The organism is Sphingomonas sp. 22R3R2A-7 (genome assembly GCF_036856055.1).
Classification (GTDB): domain Bacteria; phylum Pseudomonadota; class Alphaproteobacteria; order Sphingomonadales; family Sphingomonadaceae; genus Sphingomonas.
Window position 1 is genome coordinate 1,262,965 of sequence record NZ_JASPFR010000001.1, and the last position, 24,450, is coordinate 1,287,414.

Consider the following 24,450-nt stretch of genomic DNA (forward strand, 5'->3'; position numbering starts at 1 on the left):
CGGTTAGGGTGCGGGCAGGAGATTGTTATGACCAAGCGTACCGGCGGCCGCATCCTCGTTGATCAACTCGTCGCGCAAGGGTGCGACCGGATCTTCACCGTGCCGGGCGAGAGCTTTCTCGCGGTCCTCGATGCGCTTCACGATACGCCTGCGATCGAGACGGTGGTGTGCCGACAGGAGGGCGGCGTCGCGTTCATGGCGTGCGCGGACGGCACGCTGACGCACCGGCCGGGCATTGCCTTCGTGACGCGCGGGCCGGGTGCGACCAATGCGTCGATCGGCGTGCATGTCGCGATGCAGGATCTCGCAGCCGATAATCCTGTTCGTCGGCGATATCGACCGCGGCACGCGCGACCGCGAGGCGTTCCAGGAGATCGACTTCCAGGCGATGTTCGGGGCCGTCGCCAAATGGGCGGCACGGATCGACGACGCACGACGGATCCCCGAATATGTCGCGCGCGCCTATGCGACGGCGCTTTCGGGGCGGCCGGGGCCGGTGGTGCTCGCGCTGCCCGAGGACATGCTGCTCGACGTCGTCGACGCGGTCGATCGGCCGCGGGTCGAGCGCGTCGCGCAAGGCTGCGACACCGATACGATGGATCTGCTCGCCGACCTGCTGACCACCGCCGAGCGGCCCGTCGCGATCGTCGGCGGTGCGGGCTGGGACGTCGCCGCGTCGGGCGCGTTTTCGACCTGGGCGGATCGCAACGGCATTCCGGTCGCCGCGGCGTTCCGGCGGCAGGACGCGATTCCGAACGATTGCCCCGTCTGGGCGGGCAATCTGGGCTATGGCCCCAACCCCAAGCTGGTCGAGCGGGTGAAGGCGGCAGATCTGCTGCTCGTCGTGGGCCCGCGGCTGGGCGAGGCGACGACCGATGGCTATGCGCTGGTCACGCCCGATCATCCGGGGCAGCGGCTGATCCATGTCCATCCCGATCCGGATGAGCTGCACCGCGCCTACCGCGCCGACGTCGCGGTGTGTGCGGGGATGGCGGAGTTCGCCGAGGCGTTGCTCGCGGTCGACCTGCCGCCACGCACCGCCGGGCAGGAGGCGCATGCCGAGTGGCTCGACTGGTCGACGCCGCGCCCGCGCGACCTCGCGATGGACTTGGGGCCGTGCGTGACCGCGATGCGCGAGCGGCTGCCTACGGATGCAATCATCTGCAACGGCGCGGGGAATTATTCGGGCTGGTGGCATCGCTACTGGGCCTATGCCGGACCGGGCACGCAGCTCGCGCCGACTGCCGGGGCGATGGGGTATGGCGTACCCGCAGCAGTGGCGGCGTCGCTACGGCATCCCGAGCGGACGGTAGTCGCGCTCGCGGGCGACGGGTGTTTCCTGATGAACGGGCAGGAGCTGGCGACCGCGGTCGCGCACGGGGCGGACATGCTGGTACTGATCGTCGACAACGGGGGCTACGGCACGATCCGGATGCACCAGGAGCGGGAGTATCCGGGGCGGGTGTCGGGGACGGCGCTGCGCAATCCGGACTTTGCGGCGCTCGGGCGCGCTTATGGATGCTGGGCGGAAACGGTGACGCAGACGGGCGATTTCGTCGCTGCGCTGGACCGCGCGATGGGGCAGTCGGGCGTGCGGCTGCTGCACCTGGTGACGGATATCGAGGCGATCACCGCGGGCACGACGCTGACGAAAGTGCGCGGGGCGGCGTAATGCTTAGCTGGTGATGAGGCCACTACCGGAGCCTATGCACCACCCCGGCGAAGGCCGGGGCCCAATTGGGGGACGGCAATAACGACCGACGGCCTTCCGTTACATCGACCTTCCCAATTGGGCCCCGGCCTTCGCCGGGGTGGGGGCGATGTTTGGTAAGCGCCCTACCCTCGCTGTTCCCCCGCGAAGGCGGGGGCCCAGGGTAGCGGGAGCTATCGGTACTTAGCGGGGCCCCCGCGTCCGCGGGGGAACGGCACGGAGCAGGAAGCCGGTGAGCCCCTCAGCCCGCCAGCGCGGCCCGCACCGCGGCCACCGCGTCCGCCGCCTTGGCGCCATCGGGACCGCCGCCCTGCGCCATGTCGGGACGGCCGCCACCGCCCTGCCCGCCGAGCGTCGCGACCGCGATCTTCAGCAGGTCGACCGCGTTGCGGGTGCCGACCAGATCCGCGGTCACGCCGACCGCGACCGAAGCGCGACCATCGTTGATCGCGACGAGCATCGCGATCCCCGACCCCAGCCGCTGCTTGGCCTCGTCGACCGCGCCGCGCAGGCCCTTCGCCTCGAAGTCGTTGAGCACCTGCCCTATGAACGCCACGCCGCCGATCTCTTCGGGGCCCGCCGCCTCACCGCCGCCGCCGCCACCGAGCGCCAGTGCCTTCTTCGCATCGGCGAGCTCGCGCTCGAGACGCCGGCGATCCTCGATCAGCGCCGCGACGCGCGCGGGCACTTCGTCGGGGGTCGATTTCAACGCCGCCGCCGCCTCGCGCAGGCGATCGTCGCGCCCGGTCAGATAGGCGCGCGCAGCCTCGCCGGTCAGCGCCTCGACGCGACGCACGCCGCTAGACACCGCACCCTCGCCGACGACCTTGAACAGCCCGATATCGCCAAGCGCGGTGACGTGCGTGCCGCCGCACAGCTCGATCGAATAGGTGCCCTCGTCGGTCGATCCCATCGACACGACGCGGACCTCGTCGCCATATTTCTCGCCGAACAGCGCCATCGCGCCCATCGCGATCGCGTCGTCGGGGGTCATCAGCAGCGTGGTGACCGCGCCGTTGCCGCGGACCTGCGCGTTCACGTCGGCCTCGACCTGCGCGATGTCGGCGGGCGTCATCGCGACCGGCTGCGAGAAATCGAAGCGCAGGCGATCGGGCGCGACCAGGCTCCCCTTCTGCGCAACATGCTTGCCGAGCCGTTCGCGCAAGGCCTCGTGGAGCAGATGCGTCGCCGAGTGGTTGGCGCGGATCTGTGCGCGGCGCGCGACGTCGATCTGGAGCTTGACGGACTCGCCGACCTTGATGCCGCCCGCATCGATGATCGCGTGATGGACGAACACGCGGCCGAGCTGCTTCGACGTCTCGGTGACGGTCGCGCGCAGCCCGGTATCGGTCGAGATGTGCCCGGCATCGCCGACCTGCCCGCCGCTCTCGCCGTAGAAGGGCGTCTGGTTGACGACGATCGAGACCGTGTCGCCCGTGGTCGCATGGTCGACGCGCGCACCGTCCTTGACCAGTGCGACGACCTCGCCCTCGCCGGTGTCCGACGCATAGCCGAGAAACTCGGTGCCGCCGCTCTGCTCGACGATGTCGAACCAGATATCGTCCGAAGCCTTCGCGCCCGAGCCCTTCCAGGCGGCGCGCGCGGCGCGCTTCTGCTCGGCCATGGCGGTGTCGAAACCTTCGCGGTCGACCGCCAGACCGCGTTCGCGCAGTGCGTCCTCGGTCAGGTCGTACGGGAAGCCATAGGTGTCGTAGAGCTTGAACGCGACGTCACCCGCGAGCGTCCCCTCGGTCATGTCCGCGGTCGCCTCGTCGAGGAGCTTCAGCCCCTTGTCGAGGGTCTGGCGGAACCGCGTCTCCTCCTGCTGCAGCGTCGCCTCGATCAGCGGGCGGGCGCGCGACAGCTCGGGATAGGCGGCACCCATCTCGGTGACGAGCGCAGGGACCAGCCGGTGCATCAACGGCTCCTTGGCGCCGAGGATATGCGCGTGCCGCATCGCGCGGCGCATGATCCGGCGCAGCACGTAGCCGCGGCCTTCGTTCGCGGGCAGCACGCCGTCCGCGACCAAGAAGCCCGCGGTGCGCAGGTGATCCGCGATCACGCGGTGGCTGGCGGTGTTGGCGCCGTCGGTCGCGGTATGCGTCAGTGCGCCCGACGCGGCGATCAGCGCCTTGAACGTGTCGGTGTCGTAATTGTCGGTGACGCCCTGCATCACCGCGGCGATCCGCTCGAGCCCCATGCCGGTGTCGATCGAGGGCTTGGGCAGATTGCCGACGATCTCGGCATTTTCCTGCTCATATTGCATGAACACCAGGTTCCAGATCTCGACGAAGCGATCGCCGTCCTCGTCGGGGCTGCCGGGAGGGCCACCGGGGATGTGGTCGCCGTGGTCGTAGAAGATTTCCGAGCACGGCCCGCACGGCCCGTTGTCGCCCATCGACCAGAAATTGTCCTTGGTCGGGATGCGGATGATGCGGTGCTCAGGGAGGCCCGCGATCTTCTTCCAGAGATCGAACGCCTCGTCGTCGGTGTGATAGACGGTCGCGGTCAGTCTGTCCGGCGACAGGCCCCATTCCCTGGTCAGCAGCGTCCAGGCGTGCGTGATCGCCTGTTCCTTGAAATACTCGCCGAACGAGAAATTGCCGAGCATTTCGAAGAAGGTGTGATGCCGCGCGGTATAGCCGACATTGTCGAGATCATTGTGCTTGCCGCCCGCGCGGACGCACTTCTGCGACGAGGTCGCGGTCGTGTAGGGGCGTGTTTCGAGGCCGGTGAAGACGTTCTTGAACGGCACCATTCCGGCGTTGACGAACATCAACGTCGGGTCGTTCTGCGGCACGAGCGGCGCAGAGGGCACGATCTGGTGCCCCTGCGAACCAAAATAGTCGAGGAAGCCGCGGCGGATGTCGTTCGTCGATGTCATGCCGCCGACTTAGGCGAGCAACGGGGTTCGCTCAAGTGACCGCGTTACGCGGTTTGGGGCAGCGCCGCCGCGAGCCAGTCATCCGCGTGAAGCCCGTAGATCAGGCTGTCGCGCAGCCCCATATGCGTCTCCCATTCGCCGCGCAGCAGACGCTCGCGCCGGAACCCCAGCCGCTCGAGCAATAGGATCGACGCGTTGTTCTCGCTGTCGGCATCGGCGAACACGCGGTGCTGCCCCTCGGCGAACAGCTGGTCGAGCACCGCCGACACCGCTTCGCTGGCAAGGCCGCGGCCCCAGTGCGCGCGCGCGAGGATGAAGCCGATCTCGGTCACCCCCTGCCCGCGCATCCGCCCGCCCGACACCCAGCCGATCGCGCGGTCGTCGCCGTGCCGCGTGATCGCCCAGGCGCGCCAGTTCACGTCGGCGGCATCCTCGAGCAGATAGGCGCGCGTCGCCTCGATCGACGTGAGCGGGCCATCCGCCGAATAGGTCATCAGCGCTGCATCGGCGAGCGTCGGATGCAGCGCGACCGCATCCGCCTGTACCAACGGCCGCAACCGCAGGCGCGGAGTCACCAGCACCGGATGGGGTAGTGCGCGACGCCTCAAGCGATCAGGGCGTCGACGAGCGCACGCACTTTCTTCTGACGCCACTGCGGCAGCGGCGCGACGAGCCAATAGCCCCCGCGCGACGGCTGCGCATCGCCGATCAGCCGGACCGTGCCGGCGTCGAGCACACGGCGCGCGAGCAGCTCGGGCACGGTCGCTCGGCCAAGCCCCGCCGCCGCTGCATCGATCGCGAGTCCCGCATCGCCGACGCGGACGAGCGCGGTGGTATCTCCCGCCGCTGGATCATTAACAGGCGCGCCAGGCCAGGCGATGATCGCCTCGGACACGCTGCCGGTCGCCGCAATCGTGACGAGCCCTTCGGATTCGAGCGCCTCGCCCTCATTCTCGCCCGGACCATCGCCCCAGCGGATCGCGAGGTCGAGATTGGCTTCGGTGAAATCGACCGTCTCGTCCGCGGTGATCAGCACGAAACGCAGGTCCGGGTCCCCCGCCGCGATCTCGGCGAGCCGCGGCATCAGCCATTTCTCGGTCAGGTCGCGCGGTGCGGCGATCGTCAGCGATTTGGACGTCTGCCCCGCCTGCATCGCACGGACCGCCTCCTCGAACTGGAGGAAGCCGTTGCGCAGTGGTCCGAGACCCGCCTCGGCCTCGGGGGTCAGTTCGAGCCCGCGCGTGGTACGCCGGAACAGCACGACGCCAAGCGTATCCTCGAGCGCGCGGATCTGCTGCCCGACCGCGGCGGGGGTGACCGCGAGTTCGTCGGCTGCGCGCGTGAACGACAGATGCCGCGCCGCCGCATCGAGCACGCGCAGTCCGTTGAGCGGCAGATGCGTCCGCTTCACGATGTCACCGCAGGCGCGCTGAGCGAGAAGTTCGGGATCGTCACGTCGAACCCTGCGCCCGTGTCGTCGACCATCCGGTACGAGCCCTGCATCGCGCCGGTCGGCGTGGCGAGCGGGCAGCCCGAGACATAATCGAAGCTCGCGCCCGGCTCGATCAGCGGCTGTTCGCCAACGACGCCCTCGCCCTCGACGCTGTGCCGCGCCCCGCGCCCGTCGGTGATGATCCAGTGCCGGGTGAGCAGCTGCACCGCGCCGGGCCCGTCATTCTCGAGCCGGATGTGATAGGCCCAGAACCAGCGGCCGCGCTGCGGCTCGGACTGTTCGGGCAGATAGCTGACCGAGACGCGCACCGTTACCCCGCGCGTGGTCGCCGCGTTGGGGAACAGCGCCTTCATAGTCCGACCCGGCCCAGCGCGCGATCGAGGTCGTCGATCACGTCGCGGACGTCCTCGAGCCCGACGTTCAGCCTGAGCAGCCCCTCGGTCACGCCCATCTCCGCCTGCTTGTCGGGCGAGACGCTGGCATGCGTGGTCGAGGCGGGGTGAGTCATCAGCGACCGCGAATCGCCGATATTGTTCGAGATATCGACCAGTTCGAGCGCGTCGAGCAGGCCGTGCGCCTGTTCGCGTCCCTCGACCTCGAACGCGAAGATCGGGCCGCACGCGTCCATCTGGGTCATCGCGAGCTCGTGCTGCGGATGGCTGGCGAGGCCCGGGTGCAGGATACGCGGCACGCGCGCTTCGAGAAACGCGCCGACCTTTAGTGCATTCTCCGACTGGCGGCGGATACGCAGGTCGAGCGTCTCGAGTCCCTTGAGCACCACCCAGGCGTTGAACGGCGAGAGCGTCGGCCCGGTGTTGCGCGTGAAGGGCAACAAGGTGTTGGTGATGAAATCCTCGGTCCCGCACACCGCACCCGCGAGGACGCGCCCCTGCCCGTCCATCATCTTGGTCGCGCTATAGGCGATAACGTCCGCACCGAATTCCATCGGCCGCTGCAACGCCGGCGTCGCGAACGCATTGTCGACGACGGTCGTGATCCCGCGTTCGCGCGCGATGTCGCACACCGCCTTGAGGTCGACGATGTCCATCGTCGGGTTGGCGGGCGTCTCGAAGAAGAACACCTTGGTCTCGGGGCGCACTGCGTCGAGGAACGCCTGCGGATCGCGTGCGTCGACGATCGTCGTGGCGATCCCGAACTTGGGCAGCAGCGTGTCGGTCAGCCAGCGGCACGACCCGAACGCCGCGCGGCCGCCGACCAGGTGATCGCCCGCCTGCAGCTGGCACAGCAACGCCGCGGTCATCGCTGCCATGCCGGTCGCCATCGACCGGCACGCCTCGGCCCCCTCGAGCAATGCGATCCGCTCCTCGAGCATCTGCACCGTCGGGTTCTGGAGCCGGGAATAGGTCATCCCGTCCTGTTCGCCGGAAAAACGCGCGGCGGCGTCGCCGGCCTTGTCGTAGCAATAGCCCGAGGTCAGGAACAACGCCTCGGACGTCTCGCCATATTCGCTGCGGGCGGTGCCGCCGCGAATGGCCTGCGTCTGGGGACGCCAATTCTGGGTGATCGAACGATCCTGGCCGGTCTTGCGCTTCATGGCGACGCTTTGCCGGGGGCGGGCGGTGATGACAACCCCTGCGGAGGGTCGATCGCGCTAGTAACGCCCCCAGGTAAACTTGGATGACAAGGCGTAATTCCAGACGGCACCGACCAGCACGCCGACCAGCGCCGACGCGGCCCAGGCATCGTTGCGCATGTCGTGCAGGAATGCCGCGATCCCGACATTGGCGACGGCGCCGACCGAACAGATCACCGCGAACGACACCCAGCCATCCGCGAGCTGCCGCCAGCCCTTCAACCGCCGGTCGCGATAGGTCAGCGCGTTGTTGAGGAAGAAGTTCATCGTGAGCGCGGCGAGCGTTGCGATGATCTGCCCGACGAGAAACGATGTGCCGAGCCCGATGAACACCGCGGTCAGCACCGCCATGTGGATGCCCACCCCGAATACCCCGATCGCGGAGAACATCGCGAACCGGACGGGGACGAACCGCCCGAACATGCGGTCGTACAGCGCGATCAGATATTCCATCGCGACGACGTGATCGAGCTTGCTCTCGCCCTCTGTCCGGACGCGGAATGTGTAGGGGAGCTCGGCGAAGCGCAGCGGGTGCGGGCTGGCGGTCAGCAGGTCGAGCAGGATCTTGAACCCGATCGCCGACAGCGACGGCGCGAGCGTGCGCACGACCTCGGTGCGGATCGCGAAGAAGCCGCTCATCGGATCGCTGAGATCTGCCTTCAGCACGCGGCGCGACAGGCGCGTCGCGAGCGCGGATTTTGCGACACGGTCGCGGTCCCAGTCGCCCGTCCCGCCGCCGCTGACAAAGCGCGACCCGATCACGACGTCGTGATCGCCCGCCTGCAGCAGGTCGAGCATCGCCGGCAGCAACGTCTCGTCATGCTGGAGATCGCCGTCGATCACCGCGACGACCGGCGCCGCGGTCGCGCACATCCCCTCGATACATGCCGAGGACAGGCCGCGGCGGCCGATCCGCTGGATCACGCGCACCCGCGTATCGATCCGCCCGAGTTCGCGCGCAGCATCCGCGGTACCGTCGGGACTGTCGTCGTCGACGAAGATCGCCTCCCAGCGACGTCCCGCCAGCGCCTGGTCGAGCTTGGCGATCAGCGTCGGGACGTTGGCCTTCTCGTTGAACGTGGGGATGACCACCGCCAGTTCGAGCAAGGCGGGGACGTCCGACACGTCGAGCAAAGCGGGAATCATCCGAGCGCTGCGATCACCGCATCGCCCATCGCGCGCGTCGTCATCGATCCGCCGAGATCGGGCGTCCGCGCACCGTCGAGGATCGCCGCGGCGACCGCCGCCTCGATCCGGTCGGCAGGGTCTGGCAGATCGAGCGAATGCCGGAGCATCATCGCCGCGGAGAGGATCGCGGCACAGGGGTTCGCCTTGCCCTGCCCCGCAATGTCCGGCGCGCTGCCGTGGATCGGCTCGTAAAGCCCGCGCCCGGTACCATCGAGCGCGGCGGAGGGGAGCATGCCGATCGACCCCGCGCACATCGACGCCTGATCGGACAGGATGTCGCCGAACAGATTGCCGGTGACGACGACGTCGAACTGGCCGGGATCGCGCACCAGCTGCATCGCCGCGTTGTCGACATACATGTGGCTGAGCGCGACGTCGGGATAGTCCGCCGACACCTCGATCACGACGTCGCGCCACAGCTGCGACGTCTCAAGGACGTTGGCCTTGTCGACCGACAGAAGCTTGCTCTTGCGGGTGCGCGCGGTCTCAAACCCGACGCGCGCGATCCGGGCGATCTCCGCCTCGTCGTAACGCATCTCGTCATGGCCTTCGCGCAGGCCCCCGTCGGTCGTCCGGATGCCCTTGGCACCGAAATACACGTCGCCGGTCAGCTCGCGGACGATGACCATGTCGATCGTGCGTGCGATCTCCGGGCGCAGCGACGACGCATCCTCGAGTCCCGCGAACAGTTTGGCCGGACGCAGGTTGGCGAACAGCCCCAGCTCCTTGCGCAACCCCAGGATCGCCTGTTCGGGGCGCAGGTGCCGCTCGAGCCGATCGCAATCGGGGTCGCCGACCGCACCGAACAACACCGCATCCGCGCGGCGCGCGAGCGCCAGCGTCTCAGGGGGCAGCGGATGCCCCGCCGCCTTGTACGCGGCACCCCCGACGAGCGCCTCTTCGAAGGTCAGATCGAGGCCGAGCCGGTCGAGCACGCGTCGCGCCTCCGCCGTCACTTCGGGTCCGATGCCGTCGCCGGCCAGTATCGCGATCAGGGGCATGTGCGTTCCTCCGCCGCCGCCCTTGCCGGGCAAGCCGCGCTCACGCAACCGCCCTTTGAGCCGATCGACGAGGCGGCCGCGCGCCGCGAGCGGTTCGGCGCGGCGCTCGACAAGGATATCGCGCGTCAGGAAATGCTCGGTCAGACGCAGCCCGTCGAAGATGTCGGGCCATCCCGCCTCGCCGCCGGTGACGAGAAACGCGGGCAGCGGGAGCAGCTTGGCCTCGTAACCATGCGCAGCACCGCGCGAGACCGCCGCCCCGCTGCGGGGGCTGACGAACGCGAGATCGTCGACCGCGCCGCTCGCGACGCACCGGTCGAGATCGAGACCGAAGCCGAGCTCCGCCAGCACGAGCAATTCATACCGCACGAGCGCCGCTGCCCAGCCGCGCGCGGTCGGCGCCGCCTCGATGGCCCCGAGCACCCCGTCGAGCGCATCGTGGATATGCGGATAGGGCTGCGCCTCGGGGAGCGCGACCGCCGCGAGCGCGGTCGCCCATTCGAGCGCTCCCGCCGCGAGCGGTTCGCCGTGCAGCGTCGCGCGGCTGTGGATCAGTTCCGCGGTCAGCGCGGCAAGCTGCTCGCCGGTCCGCGCGCGCCATTCGCCCTGGATCACGTTGGCGGCCAGCAACACCGGCCGCATCGCCCGCGACCGCCCGCCGCGCACATAGCCCGGCTGCACGCCGTCCTCGCGCGTCAGCGCGCGCACGATCGCGCCATGCTCGCCGTGCTGGCGAACGGCGACGACGATGGCGGACGCACGAAGATGCATGCGCCGTCCTTACGCGTCCCGCGCAGCGAGGGGGAGTACGGAATAGGAGAACCGGCACAGCCGCGGCGTCATCCCGATCACGATCGGGAGGCACAGCCGAACATCACCGCCGTACCGCCCGTAGCGCCCGCACGAGCCGCGGATGCGACAGCGTCCGCTTCGCCCAGCTAGCCGCCCCGTCGAATGCGCCCAGCGACGCGATGATCGTGCGGTTCGCCAGCGTCGGCCGCAACAACAACAGGTCGACGCACGCCGTCCCCCCGGTCGCGAACTGCCGTTTGTGCTGCCCTTCCCCCTCGGTGAAGTCGAACCGGGCGAAACGATCCGCAAACAGCGCGCGCATCGCCTCGACCTGCAGCACCGCGCCGGGCGACAGCGCGTTACATGCGGGGTCGTGGCCGACATGATCGTAGCGCAGAGTGTCTCCATCCGCGGTGCAGCACAGATAGGCGACCGGCCGGTCCTCGACGAACAACAGCCATGCGCGCAACCGGTCCTCGGCGGCGAGCGCGTGAAAACGGTCCATCGCCCCGGTGCCGTCGGGCAGCCCCGACCCCAGCAGCGCCTCCTGATATGTCGTCGCCGACACGGCGCGTGCGAGGGGATGAAAAATCGCGAACTCGGCTGCGGTGCGATAGGCGCGAACGTCGAGCGTGCCGCCCGACAGCGCCGCCAGCTTCTTCATCTTGCGCTTCAACCCCGACCGCGCACTGCCCGACAGCGTCGCGAGCCATGCCTCCGCGCCGATCGTCAGGTCGGTATGATAGCGCACATAACGCTGCCGCACGAAGGTGAGCAGCCCGCCCGCCCGGATCTCCCCGATCCGCGACACGGGGAGCGAAGTGATCGCATAGCCTTGCGCATCCGCGGGCAGCGGCGGGAGCGAGACCGGACAGTCCCTCAGGACGTCGTCGAGCGACAGCGCGACCCGCACGAGCCGCCTAGGGATCGCCGCCACCGTCCGCGCGCCGATCTGGAATTTCAGCTGTATTGAAGCGGTCGAAGCCACCGCCGGGGCCGCAGCGGTCATCAGCCCGCGCGTTCTTCGACCCAGTTCGACCAGAGCTGCTCCGCCTGACGCAGCCCCCGGCGAATCGGATCGCGCGCGAGCGGCCGGTCGTCCTGTCCCAGCGCCAGCGGCGGTCGATCCCCGAAATGGCAGGTCGGCAGCGCGTCGCGCATCGCATCGAGCGTGGCGCAGAGCGCTTCGAACCGGCGGACATGCACGGCGTTCGCGCGGTTGCCCTGCCGATTCGCGAGCTCGAAACCATGACTGACGATCGTCACCGCGACATGACCCGCCGCGACCGCATGCTCGAGCGCGCGTCGACTTTCCCCGACGACAGCGCGCAAAGCTGCAGCGTCCGCAAACGCCCCGGCGTATCCTCGACGACGGTGACGGGAATTTCGACCAGACCCCGGCCCGCAATCCTTAGCGGCACGATCGGTGCAATCTGGCGCTTGGGCAGCATGATGTGGCTCGATCCGAACACCGCGCCGTTATGGCTGCTGTCATAGGCGAAGCCGAGTTCGGCAAGCGCATCCAGCGTGTGATCATTCGCGGCATAGCTGCCCGCACGAAACGCGACAGGGTGCGGTGCGCCTGCCGCGATCAGCAGATCGGTGGCGCGGACGATCAGCGCGCGTTGCGTCGCGCGGTCATGGTCGGACAGATCGAAACGGCCATGAGCGCGACCGCCGTCGCCTGCCACCGCATCGGTCCATGCCGGGTGGAGATGCAGCTGCACCTCCTGCCCCGCATCGCGGATCGTCGAGACCATCCGCCGAATCGGCTCGATCCCGTACAGGAGCGCGGGCATCGGATCGACGAAGAAGCACGCCTTCAGATCATGGCGCGCAAGCTCGGCCAGCTGATAGCCAAGCCCGACGCCGGCGGGTTCGAGCGACCGTGCATAAATCTCCTCGACGTCCAGCCCCGCGGCATGATGCCGCCAGGCGAACTCGGTATCGATCGTCAGGAACGCGGCCGTGGTCACTAATCACGTGTAGCAATATATGATGAAGATTAAGTTGCTAGTTTCGTCCAAACGCCGCGTTGCTGTCGCACTTCGGCGGATTGCCGTCGGGACGACAGCATCATTCACCGCGAATGGTAGAAGTCGTACACCTGTTGCGCGACCCCCGCCGAGACGCCCGGTGCCTGTTGCAGATCCTGCAGGCTCGCATTGCGGACCGCGCGGCCGGTGCCGAAATGCATCAGCAGCGCCTTTTTCCGCGCGGGACCGATACCGGGGACCTCGTCGAGCGGGCTGGCGCCGATCGCCTTGCTGCGCTTGTCGCGGTGGACGCCGATCGCGAAGCGGTGGACCTCGTCGCGTAAGCGCTGGAGATAGAACAGCACCGGCGCGTTGACGGGCAGCTGGAATTCGCGGCCGTCGAGCATGTGGAACACCTCGCGCCCGTCGCGGCCATGCTGCGGCCCCTTGGCGATCCCGACGAGGCATACGTCCTCGACGCCGATCTCCTCGAGCGCGGCCTTGACCGTGTTGAGCTGCCCCTTGCCGCCGTCGATCAGCACCAGATCCGGCCACTCACCCGAGTCGCGATCGGGATCCTCGGCCTGTGCGCGCGCGAAGCGCCGCGTGAAAACCTCGCGCATCATCCCGAAATCGTCGCCCGGGATGGTCTCCTTGTTCTTGATGTTGAACTTTCGATACTGGCCCTTGCGGAAGCCCTCAGGGCCCGCGACGACCATCGCGCCGGTCGCGGCGGTGCCCTGGATATGGCTGTTGTCGTAGATCTCGATCCGCTGCGGCGGCTCGGCGAGGTCGAACAGGTCGGCCACCTCGCGCAGCAGCTTCGCCTGCGTGGTCGATCCGGCCTGGCGCCGCTCGATCGCCTCGATCGCGTTGCGCTTGGCCTGGTCCATCAGGCGGCGGCGATCGCCGCGCTGCGGCACCTGGAGCGCGACCTTGTAGCCCGCGCGCTCGCCCAGCGCCTCGACCAGCAGCGCAGCCTCGGGCAGCTCGCGGTCGAGCAGGATCTGGCGGGCGGGCGGCACGTCCTCGTAGAACTGGCCGAGGAAGCTGGTGAGCACCTCGTCCTCGGGCACGTCGTTGGTGTGCTGCGGGAAGAAGCTGCGATGCCCCCAATTCTGGCCGCCACGGATGAAGAACGCCTGGATGCCGATCAGCCCGTCCTTGCACGCCATCGCGAAGATATCCGCGTCGCCCACGCCTTCCGCGTTGATCGCCTGCGTGCCCTGGATGAACGTCAGCGCCTTCAACCGGTCGCGCAGCAGCGCGGCGAGTTCGAAGTCCATATTCTCGGCGGCGGCCTGCATCTGCGCGCCGAGCTTGGCCTGCACGCCGGTCGACTTGCCCGCGAGGAAGCTCTTCGCGTCCTCGACGAGCTCCTTGTACGCGCCCTCGTCGATCCGGCCGACGCACGGCGCGGAGCAGCGCTTGATCTGGTACAGCAGGCACGGCCGGTCGCGCGTCTTGAAGAAGCTGTCGGTGCAGCTGCGCAACAGGAACAGCTTCTGGAGCGCGTTGAGCGTGTTGTTGACCGACCCTGCGCTCGCGAACGGGCCATAATAATTGCCCTTCGCGCGCCGCGCGCCGCGGTGCTTCTGGACGCGCGGGAAATCGTGATCGTCGCGCAGCAGGATGAACGGGAAGCTCTTATCGTCGCGCAGCAGCACGTTGTACGCGGGGCGATAGCGCTTGATGAGCTGCGATTCGAGCAGCAGCGCCTCGGCCTCGTTGTTGGTCGTGACGATCGTCATCGACCGCGTCTGCGACACCATCCGCTGGAGGCGTTTGGTCAGCCGCTCGACCTGGACGTAGTTGGCGACGCGATTGCGAAGCGCGCGCGCCTTGCCGACATAGAGCACGTCGCCGCGCGCATCCTGCATGCGATAGACGCCGGGCCGGATCGGCAACGTCTCGAGTACGTTGCGGATCGCCGCAACGCCGGCCGCAAGATCGGGCGCTTCACCGCCACCGCGCACGGCGAAGGTGGATTTGTCTTCGTTGAACCGGTCGGGGGAATTGGGGGAGGACATCGCTGGGGAATCTAGGGAGTGCGAGGGGGTTATGCCAGCCGAAGCCAGTGATGGTCACGCGAAGGCGCGAAGGCGCGACGAGAAGGAGTTTGGTTCACGCGGAGACGCGGAGCCGCGGAGAGAAGATTAGGGTGGCGGTGTTCGCCCATGATCGCCGAAGGCTCGCATCACCCGCTGACTGGCCGCCACGTCAGCCAAAAGCGCAACACCTCCGCGTCTCCGCGCCTCCGCGTGAACCATTCTTCTCTTCGCGCCTTGGCGTGGATCAACCTTCTTCATGCCCTTCGGGCCGAGAGACCATCAGGCCTGCGCGAAGACCTTGGTGCCGACGATGCCGACCACCGTCAGCGCCATGAAGCACGCCTGGACGCCGCTGACCTTGTCGCCGAACAGGATGACGCCGCCGATGATGACGCCAATCGCGCCAGCACCGGTCCAGATCGCATAGGCAGTCCCCGCAGGCAGCCCGCGCATCGCGAGTGCGAGCAGACCCATGTTGACGAAGCTGAGGACGATCGGGACGCTCGACGCCTGCCACGTGGCGATCGTCGCCGCCCATTTCAGGCTGAGCGCCCAGCAGATTTCGGTGATCACGGCAACGCCGAGGATAAGCCAGGACATGATTATTCTCCAACGGGCTCAGATTGGAGACTCGGCCGCCGGAAACCCGGGAAGAGACGGCCGTCAAAAATGGTAGCGCGGGAGGGACGCGTGCCCTCACCTTCCCACTGCTTCGCAGCGGGCCCCTTCCTCTCCCCCTAGGGGAGAGGAGAAGCGTCAGTTCAGGCGACCGAGCCCCGAGATCGAGCGATCGACCATCATGCGGTCGGCAGCGGCGTCGTGGTGCTCGGCGATCAGGATACCGGCAGCCTTTGCCGCAGCATCGGCGGCACGCGCGCGGACTTCGGCGACTGCTGCACGTTCTGCAGCGGCGATCTTGTCCTCGGCCATCTTGGCGCGACGGTTCATCAGGTCCTCGGCACCCGCCTTGGCCTTGGCGATGATCGCCGCAGCCTCGTGATGCGCGTGCGCCTTCATCGCCTCAGCCTCGACATGCGCCGTCTTCGCCTTGGCTTCATATTCGGCCCGGATCGCCTCAGCTTCGGCGCGCAAGGCGGTCGCCTCGTCGAGCTGCGTGCGGATCCCGGCGATCCTGGCGTCGAGCATCCGCCCGATCATCCCAGGAACCTTCTTCCACACCATCAGCACGAGCACGACGATCATCGCGATCGCGACCCAGCCGGTCGAATTGATGCCGAGCGCGGTCGGGTCGACGACATGCTCGACACCGCCCGGGGCGGTCGTGTGACCCTGGATACCCTGCTGGTCGATCGCGCCTTCGGGCGCCATGCCCTCGGCGGATATCACCTCAGCCGGAGCGTCGGGGTTCGCGGCCGAAGTGGCGGCGGGGGTATTAGCCATGAGCCATCGTCCTGCGTACCGCGTCGCTCGCCGAATCCAGGCTTACCTGAAGTCCGGCGACCTTGGCGGCCAGTTGCTGTGCCGCTTCTGCCGCGACACCCTGAAGATTGGCGAGAGCCTCGGCCTTCGCGTTCGCCACGGCGAGATCGTGATGCCCGAGACGCTCGGCGATTTCGGCATCGGCCGCATGGACCTGCTGCTCGAATGCGGTAGCCGCCCGCTTTGCAGCAGCCGCGGTTTCCGCCTGCGCCGCAACGCGGGCAGCGTCCATTTCAGCCTGCCAGTTCGCCTGGACCGTATCGGCCTGCGCACGGGCAGCGACCGCCGCCGCCAGATCGCCGGCGATCCGGCCTTCGCGCGCGTCCACGGTGGACACAATCTTAGGCACCATCCCCTTGCCAATCCCGAAATACAGGATTCCGAAGGTCAGGAGCAGCCAGAAGATCTGCGAGGCGTAGGTGGCGGCTATCTGGGCAATCTGGGGCATTGGTCTGTCCTTCGTGATACGGCCGGACGGGGTATCGCCCGGCCAGATCAGCGAGTGGTTAGGCGACGAACACCAGGATGATCATCGTCACGAACGCGAGCAGGCCGAGAAGCTCTGCTGCTGCGAAACCGATGAACAGACGGCCCTGCTGGCTGTCTGCAGCGCCCGGGTTGCGCAGCGCGCCGGCGAGGAACTGTGCGAAGACGTTACCCACGCCGAGTGCGGCGAGGCCCATGCCGATCGCTGCGAGGCCGGCACCGATCATCTTTGCTGCTTGTGCGTCCATGTCGAAAACTCCCTTGGAAAATCAGTAACGTTGAGAAGAAACTTAGTGAAGGTTCACGGCGTCGTTCAGATAGACCGACGTCAGCAGCGCGAACACATAGGCCTGGATCGCGGCGACCAGCAGCTCGAGCAGCGTGATGCCGATCATCAGCAGCATGCTCGGCGCGGTCACCAGACCGATATAGACGCCGCCCAGGTTGATGCCGTTGATCACGAACGCCGCGAGCACCTTGAGCAGGATATGCCCCGCGGTCATCGCCACGAACAGTCGCAGGCCGAGCGAGAACGGACGCACGAGGAACGACATCAGCTCGACCACGAAGATCAGCGGGATCATCAGCGCGGGCGTGCCGCTCGGCACGAACAACGAGAAGAAGTGAAAGCCATGCTTGCCGAAGCCGACGAGCAGGACGATCCCGAAGCTGATCAGCGCCAGCACGCCGGTCACCGTCATGTGGCTCGTCACCGTGAACGGGTGAACGCCGGGGACGATACCGAACGGCAGCAGGCCGATGATGTTCGCGAACAGGATGAACATGAACAGCGAGAAGACGTACGGCACGAAGCGCTTGCCGCCCGGGCCGACATTCTGCTCGAGCATGCCAGAGATGAAGCCCGTAAAGCCTTCGACCGCGGCCTGCCAGCGACCGGGGACGAGCTCGCGCTTCATCCCGCCGATCATGAAGGCCCAAAGTGCGACCAGCGTCACCACCATCCACATCGCGGAATTGGTGAAGGACAGGTCGTAACCACCTACGATCCAGTGCGAGCCGAACGCCGGCTCGATCAGGAACTGGTGCATCGGATCGATCTTGCCGCCCTGTTCTGCCGCCACGTGGAATCCCTGCCGTCTTGAAACGACAAACGCCCGGTTACTCCGGGCGTTCGCCTGAAATTCGAATGATCTGCCTGAACGCGACCGCTATCCCGAGGAACAGCAACACGATCAGCCCCCAGGGGCCAGTACCGAACCAGTGGTCAATCAACCAGCCGATCAGCGCACTGCCAACAAGACTCCCGATCAGCGCGGAGATGACACGATTGCCCTGCGAGTAGCCCCGCTCGGCATCCGGTCCTCCCTGCCCCGTCTTAAGCGCCTCCCGAGCCTTGACCTCCCTCAATCGCTCATCGAGCGCGGAAAGTCGCGGATCTTCAACACCGTAGGGGTCCTGTCCGGGTTCGATCTCCGCCACGATATGCTCTCCACCTGATACGACACCGGGGAGATATACGCAGCGACGAGCGATCCCGCCAAGGCGCGGTCCGTTTAGAAAACAGGCTTGCTCAAGTCAACCGGTGTGACAGTATCGTCATCAATGGGGTGACTACGGGGCGCGTTACGCCCTCTCCCATCCGTCATCCTGACGAAAGTCAGGATCCAGAGCCGCAGGCGGACCATGCGTGGCTCTGGATCCTGGGTCGAGCCCAGGATGACCGATGGCCCCAGGCCGGCGCCCTCAAACGCAGCGCGAATCACGCTCCGGGGCGGCGGCGGTGCGCGTCTTCCAGACACCACCCGGCGTCTTGTACTTCTCGCCCGGGTTGGTCCCGGCGATCAGGTTGCACCCGCTGGTGAACGCCAGCTGCTCGACCGTCGCGCCGCTCGCCTGCGCCTTGGCGGTATAGGCCGACTTGCGCTGGATGTTGATGTTGTTGACCAGCGCGCGCAGATCGCCGCTCGCCGCGCCGACCAGCCCCAGATAGCCGTCGGGCTGCTCGCCGACCTCGCCGCCCGCGCGCGCCGCGGCATAGGCCGGATCGCGCTGCGCCGAGGCGGCCACCGAAAGGCCGCCGAGAGCCACCGCTGCGGCAACCATCATCATGACCTTGGTCTTCATCTTAGAATATCCCCGGATTCTGCTGAATGAGCGACTTCGCCTCGCCATCGAGACGATAGACCACTTCCTGCGTCACGTTGATGTTGAGGTTGATCTCGATCGGCTTGTCGGGGGCCGACACGTTGATGCAGCCCGGCAGGGCGGCGGTCAGCCCGATAATCGCGATCGTCCTCGTCATCATCCGCAAGATCGGCCTTTGCATACGCTTCTTCAATCCTGTTTCGGTCATGGCACGATCCTGCTTTCGGGCGGCTGAATGGTTGGCGGTGTTGGGGCTGGGGTTGCAGCTGGGGTCGGGGGCGGCGGGGCGGCCTGCTGCTGCAACAACGCGGGCAGGTTGCGCTGGATCAGCCGTTTGGGATCATAGAAGCTCTGCGCCGAATCGAGCAGCCCGCGGAACGGCGCCTTGATGCGGATATTGAACACGAACGGCAGCCGCTGCAGGCGGCGGACGATGAAGTTCGATTTCGCCCCCTCGCCCTGGCTGATCCCGGCGAAGCGCACGTCGGTGACCATCTCGCCCGCCAGCGGCCCGTTCATCCCGACGCGCAGCGACTGGTAGCGCAGCGATTTCAACGCCTGGAACGCGATGTTCGCCCAGATGCCGAGATCCTTCTGGCTGAGATCGCCGACATAGGCGAGCGTCCCGCCGCCCGGCCGCACGCGCAGGTCGCCACCCTCGATCCGCCCGCCGCTTTCGTCGAAGATCATCGGCAGCACGCCATCGAAGATCCCCGTCGCGTCGAGATTCTTGAAATCGAACTGCTGGAGGAACTGGTCCGCGGCCATGTTGGCGATATGGAACGTCATCCGTCGCTCCGACGCTGCGGAGAAATCGAGCAGGGTCGGATCGAGCGTCAGCGATCCGCCGGCAAACGGCCATGCCCCGCCTTCGACCCGGACGCGCGCACCGGGCAGCGTCTGGTAGCGGATCGTACCGTCGCTGACCGGGATGCCCGGATTGAGCGTCGTGATCGTCGCCACCTGCCCCGGCGCGCTCTGGAGGTTGAGCAGGTCGGTGAAGCGGATCTCGGTCGCGATCCCGGTGACCGGACCGAACGCGGCGGCAAGGTCGGTGCCCGCGGTCCGGAAGATGCCCGTGCTGGTCACGCCGCCCGTATTCCACGCGATGTGCCCCTCGCCGCTGACCGATCCGTTGACGTCGGCGATCACGCCGAAGGTCAGCGGGGTGAGCGCGTCGGGTTGCAGCGTGTCCTTGGCGAAGGTGATGCCGGGCACCGACAGGTCGGCGCGCCCGGTACCCGTGCCGAGCGCATGCAGCAGCGTGACGTCGGCGACCTTGGTGCTGCTGACCGGTTCGAACAGCGTCCCCGCCGCGGTGATCGTCCCGCCGACCAGCGACAATGTCACGCCCCGCGCGGCGACCGGCTTGAACCGCGCGCTGCCTGCCGCATCGCTGACGCCCATCGTTCCGTTCAGCCTCAACGCCCCGCCGACCAGCGTCCAGTCGCCCGTGGCTTCGCCGAGCAGCAGCGGCACGTTCGCGATCTGCCCCGACCCGCCGGCGAACGCGCCTGCAATGCCCTGCGCTGTGGTCCGGCCCGTCACGGTCCCGAAATCGAGCCGCGTGACACGCTCCGGCGTGCCGATGCGGGTCTGAACGCCGTCGATCGCGAAATCCCGGTCCGCCAGCCTGATGGACGCACCCGCCGCGGCCAGGGTCAGCGGCGTGCTGCCCAGCCGCCCCTTCAGCGACGCCGCCGCAATCCGCGCGCCACCGGACACGCGTCCGCTGTCGATACGCAACAGCGCCGTATCGATCGGGCACAGCGACAACCGCGTGGGGTCGAGCACCAGCCCCGACACTGAGAGCCGCTGCACCGCGAGCGGCATGCAGCCGGTGTTGACGACGAGGCGCGCGCGACCGTCCCACCGCGCATCGATCGGTATCGACAGCCCCTCGACGCGGTCCCGCAGGGTGCCGATCGGCCCGTCGAGCGTCACCTGCGTCGTGATCGCGGTAGCCCCGCCGGGCGTGGCGCTGAACCGCACCGGCGTCAGCGCCAGCCGTGCGCCGTTCGCCGCATAGGGCGCGATCTGCGCGACCCCGCGGATCGGCGCCCCCGGCCGTGCCTGCGCGATCGACACGCGAGCCTCGGGCAGACCACCGCCCCGAGTCGTGAGCGTCGTGCCGAGCCGGACGCCTCCCGCGGGCACGCCAAGCGTGATCCCGTCTCCGCCACCAAGTGCGATCCGCGCGCCACTCGCCGACGCGAGCGCGAGTCGCGACAGCGTCGCTTCGCCGCGCCCACCGCGGATCTGCAACGCGACCACCGCATCCGCGGCAAACCCCTTTGCGGCGCGGGTCACCGCGACAACCGCCGCATCGACGAGCGGAGCGACCGGCGTCCCCACGGCCGACCCTGCCAGCGCGGCGATACCGGCCAGTCGGCGATCGACGATCGCGGTGCCAGCCGAGCGGATGCGTCCGTCGAACGCGACAAGCTCACCAATGCGGTAGGATCCCGTGGTTGAGACGCGTCGTGCGCGGGCGTCACGCAGCCGTACCGTGCCGGCAGCGAGATCCACCTTGCCCGCCGTTGCCGCGGCATTACCTGCGAACTCGACGACCCCGTGCGCCCCGCCGATCGTCGCGCCAGGCGTCTGTCCCGGCCCAGTCGCCAGCACGGCCCGCCCCTGCCACCGATCGAGCGCTGCACCGAGCGTCAGGTCGAGATTGGCAGCGACGGCCGCTACCTGCGACGTGCCGCACGCCAGCCGTGCCAGCCGGACCGGCCCGCGCAGGATCGGCCTGGCCGCGTCGATCCGCACGCGCATCGTGGCGGCAAGCCGGTCGCCCGTGCATCCGCGCACCGTCACACGCTCGCTGACCGCCGCAAGCGAGCCACGAAACCCGTCGTCCAGCCGCCCCGCGCCGGCAAGCTTCAGCCCAACCAGTCCGTACGGCGTCTCCAGCCGGATCCGCGCATCGTCGACGGTCGCGTCGAGCGCGGGCAAGGCAAACGGCTTGCCCGACGGCGCGGGCAGCAACCGGTCGATCGCGCCAAGCGACACCCGCCCGTCGACCAGCCGGCCGCGTAACCGAACATGCCCCGCGCGCACCGCATCGAGATACGGTCCTGACAATCCGATCCCCGTGCGCGTTTCGACCCAGTCCGCAACGAGGTCGGGGTTTGCCGGATCGCCGAGCACGACATTGGTCAGTCGCTGCCCGCCGAGCGCGAGATCGGCGATGTCGTATTGTGCGGGAACGCCCGCACGCGCGAGCTCGCGGTCGATGAACCCCTCGGCGATCGGCTTGCGCACCAGCCACAGTGCGACAAGGGCAAGAACTATCGCCAGCGCGATCAGCCGAGCGATCCGACGACGCCGACCATTGCGCCGGCCATTAAGGCGGCCACCACGAGCGGACATCGACCGGGAAGGGTCGGCCCCTGTCTCGCTCGCTTCGCTCAACGCCTTACTCCGCAACGCTCCGTGGCGCATTGCATAGGCATGCCCGGCGACGTCATGCAATTGCGCACGGTTGTGCTAGCATCGCGTCATGACCGATGCCGGTGATCCGATCGACGCGCGAAAGGGCCATCGCGCCCGGCTGCGCCAGCGCCTGTTCGACGGCGGCGGCGAAGCGCTGCTCGACCACGAACTCATCGAATATCTGCTGGCGGTCGCGATTCCGCGTGGCGATACGAAACTGCTCTCCAAGACGCTGATGCGCGAGTTCGGCGGGATCGGCGGCGTGCTGACCGCCGATCCCGCGGCGCTCGGGCGCGTCGACGGGATGGGCGACATCGCGACCGCCGCGATCAAGATCGCGCACGCCGCCGCGATCCGCCTGCTCCAGTCGCACGTCGGCGATCGTCCCGTGCTCGCCAACTGGCAGGCATTGCTCGATTATCTGCGCGCGGACATGGCGCACCATACGATCGAGCGGTTCCGCGTGCTCCACCTCAACACGTAAACAGGAAGCTGCTAAAAACACGGTTGCTCTCTTTTTCACCTGGACGCAAATACTTGGGGTTAACAGGACGCCCAAAATGACAGACGCACCCAAGCCTAAAGCATACCGGTATCACCGATTCAGCACGCCGGAGCAGGATTCGGGTACATCGCTTGAACGTCAGCGTAGAGCCACCCAAAAAATCGTCAGCGATAAGGATTGGGAAGAGGTAGAGGTAATTGAGGACAAGGGCCTGTCTGCGTGGAAGGGAGATCACCTTCGCGTTGGCGGCTTGGGCAGGTTCACGGACAGGGTTGCAGCGGGAGAAATTGAGCCCGGTAGCTTTCTCGTAATCGAGAACTTGGATCGCCTTTCTCGCGCCAAACTGAAGAATGCTCGACGCTGGATCGAAGATATAAACGAGGCCGGCATCACCGTTGCGGTCTGCTCGCCACCCCTGCTGCTCGACGAAGAAGCCATGTCCGGCAGCAACATGGGAACGATGATTCTCTACCTTATGGAAGCCAGCCGCTCCGGTGGTGAGAGCAACCGCAAGTCCGACATGCTGTTGGGCGCGCAGGAACGCCGCATGAGCAAGGCGCGTGACGGCATTATCTACACGAGTCGGATGCCTGCATGGTTGAGCGGTGTAAAAGATGGCAAGTTCGAGGTCATCGAGGAACGCGCGCAGGTCGTGCGTGACATCTATGAGTGGTGCGCGGAAGGATACGGCTTCCAAGCGATAACCAAGCTGCTCAACGACAGCGTGGAGCCTTGGACGAAGCCGCATAAGAAAAGCACGGCGACATGGAAGCCCGGTTACATTCGGGACATTCTGACCAAGCCGCACGTCGAAGGCGAATACCATCGTCGTACCGGTGATGCGCGAAAGCCGACCGGCGAGGTGATTGACTACTATCCTCGCGTCGTTCCAGCCGACTTGGTCGCGAGGGCGAGAACTGCGCTACGCGAGCGGGCCACAAGCACTAGCCCCAATCAGCATGAGGCGCGCAACCTGTTCACCGGCCTGCTAAAATGCGGCCACTGCGGTGACACGATGGTCCGAGTCGTCAGTCGCGCTGCGGGCAGGGAATACGAACACCTCAAATGCCTCCGCTTCAATAATGCGGGTGTGCCCATCGCCGGTGACGATGACGAGGTGAACGCCCGTCGATGCATCAACAGCACCTACTACCGTTACGATGCCTTTGAACGTGCGGCGCTTGGTCAGATTTTGCACCTAGCCCTCGACAGCACGTATTTCACCCGCCCCGACCTGACTGCCCCGTTGGTCGTTGAGGTAGCGCAGCTATCCAAAGACCTAGAGGTAATGCAGGCAAAGCAGCGCCGTTACATGACGTGGATCGAGGAAGAAGACGAGGCAACCGAAGCCAAAGACATGCTTCGTGAGATGCGCCCTGCCCTCGCTGCTCTCCGCTTAAAACTGGATGAGGCAAAGCTGGCGCTCGAACGCGCTAGAGGCAACGTCAGCCCCGAGGAACACCTGCGCCGAGTGGTTGAGGTGCAGGATGCTATCTACAGCGAGGATGATGAAACCCGACAGTCGGCTCGCCGCAAGGTAGCCGAGGCGGTTAGGAGTGTGGTCAGCGTCGCGACGTTCCGCCGCGATTACGTCGAGAAGAAACGCTCACCGGTTCGCGAGGCCATTCTCGCCGTTGCAGGCGGTGCCCTAGCTTTCAAATTCGGTAACGATGGAACCCTGCTCGCCAAAGTCGACTACACCAGCGTCATGGGGCAATTCGGTAGCACCAACAGTGGTGCAGAGGATGTCATACCAGACATGCGCCGACGCACTCAGAGCGCCGTTTAGAACGTCTGACAGCAGAACAGCCCAGGATTGCTACCG

Annotated in this window: 21 protein-coding genes and 3 pseudogenes; 3 read left to right on the forward strand and 21 right to left on the reverse strand. The window is 67.2% G+C overall.

Going from position 1 to position 24,450, the window contains the following annotated elements; translation table 11 throughout:
* Nucleotides 1–27: 27 nt before the first annotated feature.
* Nucleotides 28–1,672, forward strand: a pseudogene (locus QP165_RS06045) (thiamine pyrophosphate-binding protein).
* A 280-nt stretch (nucleotides 1,673–1,952) separates the two neighbouring features.
* On the opposite strand, the gene alaS reads toward QP165_RS06045, so the two are convergent.
* From alaS to QP165_RS06150, 21 genes and pseudogenes are all read right to left on the reverse strand, one after another.
* Nucleotides 1,953–4,595, reverse strand: a complete 2,643-nt coding sequence (gene alaS / locus QP165_RS06050; RefSeq protein ID WP_333994450.1) for an alanine--tRNA ligase — start codon at nucleotides 4,593–4,595, stop codon at nucleotides 1,953–1,955.
* A 44-nt stretch (nucleotides 4,596–4,639) separates the two neighbouring features.
* Nucleotides 4,640–5,170: a GNAT family N-acetyltransferase gene (locus tag QP165_RS06055; RefSeq protein ID WP_333994452.1), complete on the reverse strand. Its 531-nt coding sequence runs from the start codon at nucleotides 5,168–5,170 to the stop codon at nucleotides 4,640–4,642.
* A 29-nt stretch (nucleotides 5,171–5,199) separates the two neighbouring features.
* A complete protein-coding gene (locus QP165_RS06060) occupies nucleotides 5,200–6,006 on the reverse strand; it encodes a LysR family transcriptional regulator (RefSeq protein ID WP_333994453.1) in 807 nt (268 codons plus the stop codon).
* Entirely contained in the window at nucleotides 6,003–6,401 is a 399-nt protein-coding gene (gene apaG, locus QP165_RS06065; RefSeq protein WP_333994454.1) for a Co2+/Mg2+ efflux protein ApaG, read from the reverse strand. The genes QP165_RS06060 and apaG overlap by 4 nt, the downstream gene beginning before the upstream one ends.
* Nucleotides 6,398–7,603, reverse strand: coding sequence for a trans-sulfuration enzyme family protein (locus tag QP165_RS06070; RefSeq protein ID WP_333994456.1), 1,206 nt, complete (start codon nucleotides 7,601–7,603; stop codon nucleotides 6,398–6,400). The genes apaG and QP165_RS06070 overlap by 4 nt, the downstream gene beginning before the upstream one ends.
* Nucleotides 7,604–7,660: 57 nt before the next feature.
* A complete protein-coding gene (locus QP165_RS06075; protein ID WP_333994458.1) occupies nucleotides 7,661–8,788 on the reverse strand; it encodes a glycosyltransferase family 2 protein in 1,128 nt (375 codons plus the stop codon).
* The gene (gene leuB / locus QP165_RS06080; RefSeq protein ID WP_333996958.1) at nucleotides 8,785–9,831 is read right to left on the reverse strand and encodes a 3-isopropylmalate dehydrogenase; all 1,047 of its coding nucleotides are present in this window, start codon (nucleotides 9,829–9,831) and stop codon (nucleotides 8,785–8,787) included. Before leuB ends, QP165_RS06075 begins: the two co-directional genes overlap by 4 nt.
* A gap of 54 nt (nucleotides 9,832–9,885) precedes the next feature.
* Nucleotides 9,886–10,602, reverse strand: a pseudogene (recO, locus tag QP165_RS06085) (DNA repair protein RecO); the annotation flags it as partial.
* A gap of 103 nt (nucleotides 10,603–10,705) precedes the next feature.
* Entirely contained in the window at nucleotides 10,706–11,632 is a 927-nt protein-coding gene (locus QP165_RS06090) for a GNAT family N-acetyltransferase (RefSeq protein WP_333994460.1), read from the reverse strand.
* Nucleotides 11,632–11,889, reverse strand: a complete 258-nt coding sequence (locus tag QP165_RS06095) for a hypothetical protein (protein WP_333994463.1) — start codon at nucleotides 11,887–11,889, stop codon at nucleotides 11,632–11,634. The genes QP165_RS06090 and QP165_RS06095 overlap by 1 nt, the downstream gene beginning before the upstream one ends.
* Nucleotides 11,886–12,599, reverse strand: coding sequence for a hypothetical protein (locus QP165_RS06100; protein ID WP_333994466.1), 714 nt, complete (start codon nucleotides 12,597–12,599; stop codon nucleotides 11,886–11,888). Before QP165_RS06100 ends, QP165_RS06095 begins: the two co-directional genes overlap by 4 nt.
* A 104-nt stretch (nucleotides 12,600–12,703) precedes the next feature.
* Nucleotides 12,704–14,629: an excinuclease ABC subunit UvrC gene (uvrC, locus tag QP165_RS06105; RefSeq protein WP_333994469.1), complete on the reverse strand. Its 1,926-nt coding sequence runs from the start codon at nucleotides 14,627–14,629 to the stop codon at nucleotides 12,704–12,706.
* A 300-nt stretch (nucleotides 14,630–14,929) separates the two neighbouring features.
* Nucleotides 14,930–15,250, reverse strand: coding sequence for a DMT family transporter (locus tag QP165_RS06110; RefSeq protein WP_056016307.1), 321 nt, complete (start codon nucleotides 15,248–15,250; stop codon nucleotides 14,930–14,932).
* Between the two features lie 156 nt (nucleotides 15,251–15,406).
* Nucleotides 15,407–16,051, reverse strand: coding sequence for a F0F1 ATP synthase subunit B family protein (locus QP165_RS06115; RefSeq protein ID WP_056016311.1), 645 nt, complete (start codon nucleotides 16,049–16,051; stop codon nucleotides 15,407–15,409).
* Nucleotides 16,044–16,538: a F0F1 ATP synthase subunit B family protein gene (locus QP165_RS06120; protein WP_056016314.1), complete on the reverse strand. Its 495-nt coding sequence runs from the start codon at nucleotides 16,536–16,538 to the stop codon at nucleotides 16,044–16,046. The genes QP165_RS06115 and QP165_RS06120 overlap by 8 nt, the downstream gene beginning before the upstream one ends.
* A gap of 58 nt (nucleotides 16,539–16,596) precedes the next feature.
* On the reverse strand, nucleotides 16,597–16,824 hold the full coding sequence (locus QP165_RS06125; protein ID WP_055873230.1) for a F0F1 ATP synthase subunit C: 228 nt from the start codon (nucleotides 16,822–16,824) through the stop codon (nucleotides 16,597–16,599).
* Between the two features lie 42 nt (nucleotides 16,825–16,866).
* Nucleotides 16,867–17,625 carry a F0F1 ATP synthase subunit A gene (locus QP165_RS06130; RefSeq protein WP_056018773.1) on the reverse strand — a complete coding sequence of 253 codons (759 nt, stop codon included), beginning with the start codon at nucleotides 17,623–17,625 and terminating at the stop codon, nucleotides 16,867–16,869.
* Between the two features lie 70 nt (nucleotides 17,626–17,695).
* A complete protein-coding gene (locus tag QP165_RS06135; protein ID WP_333994475.1) occupies nucleotides 17,696–18,016 on the reverse strand; it encodes an AtpZ/AtpI family protein in 321 nt (106 codons plus the stop codon).
* Nucleotides 18,017–18,280: 264 nt separating this feature from the next.
* Nucleotides 18,281–18,661, reverse strand: a complete 381-nt coding sequence (locus QP165_RS06140; RefSeq protein ID WP_056016319.1) for a YdbL family protein — start codon at nucleotides 18,659–18,661, stop codon at nucleotides 18,281–18,283.
* Between the two features lies 1 nt (nucleotide 18,662).
* Nucleotides 18,663–18,842 (reverse strand): YnbE family lipoprotein, encoded by a 180-nt coding sequence (locus QP165_RS06145; protein WP_082445295.1) that lies wholly within the window; start codon nucleotides 18,840–18,842, stop codon nucleotides 18,663–18,665.
* 44 nt (nucleotides 18,843–18,886) lie between these two features.
* A complete protein-coding gene (locus QP165_RS06150) occupies nucleotides 18,887–22,099 on the reverse strand; it encodes a YdbH domain-containing protein (RefSeq protein ID WP_333994479.1) in 3,213 nt (1,070 codons plus the stop codon).
* Between the two features lie 88 nt (nucleotides 22,100–22,187).
* On the opposite strand from QP165_RS06150, the pseudogene QP165_RS06155 reads away from it, so the two are divergent.
* Nucleotides 22,188–22,601: pseudogene (locus QP165_RS06155) on the forward strand (hypothetical protein); the annotation flags it as partial.
* A 79-nt stretch (nucleotides 22,602–22,680) separates the two neighbouring features.
* A complete protein-coding gene (locus QP165_RS06160; protein WP_333994480.1) occupies nucleotides 22,681–24,414 on the forward strand; it encodes a recombinase family protein in 1,734 nt (577 codons plus the stop codon).
* The last annotated feature ends 36 nt before the right edge of the window (nucleotides 24,415–24,450 follow it).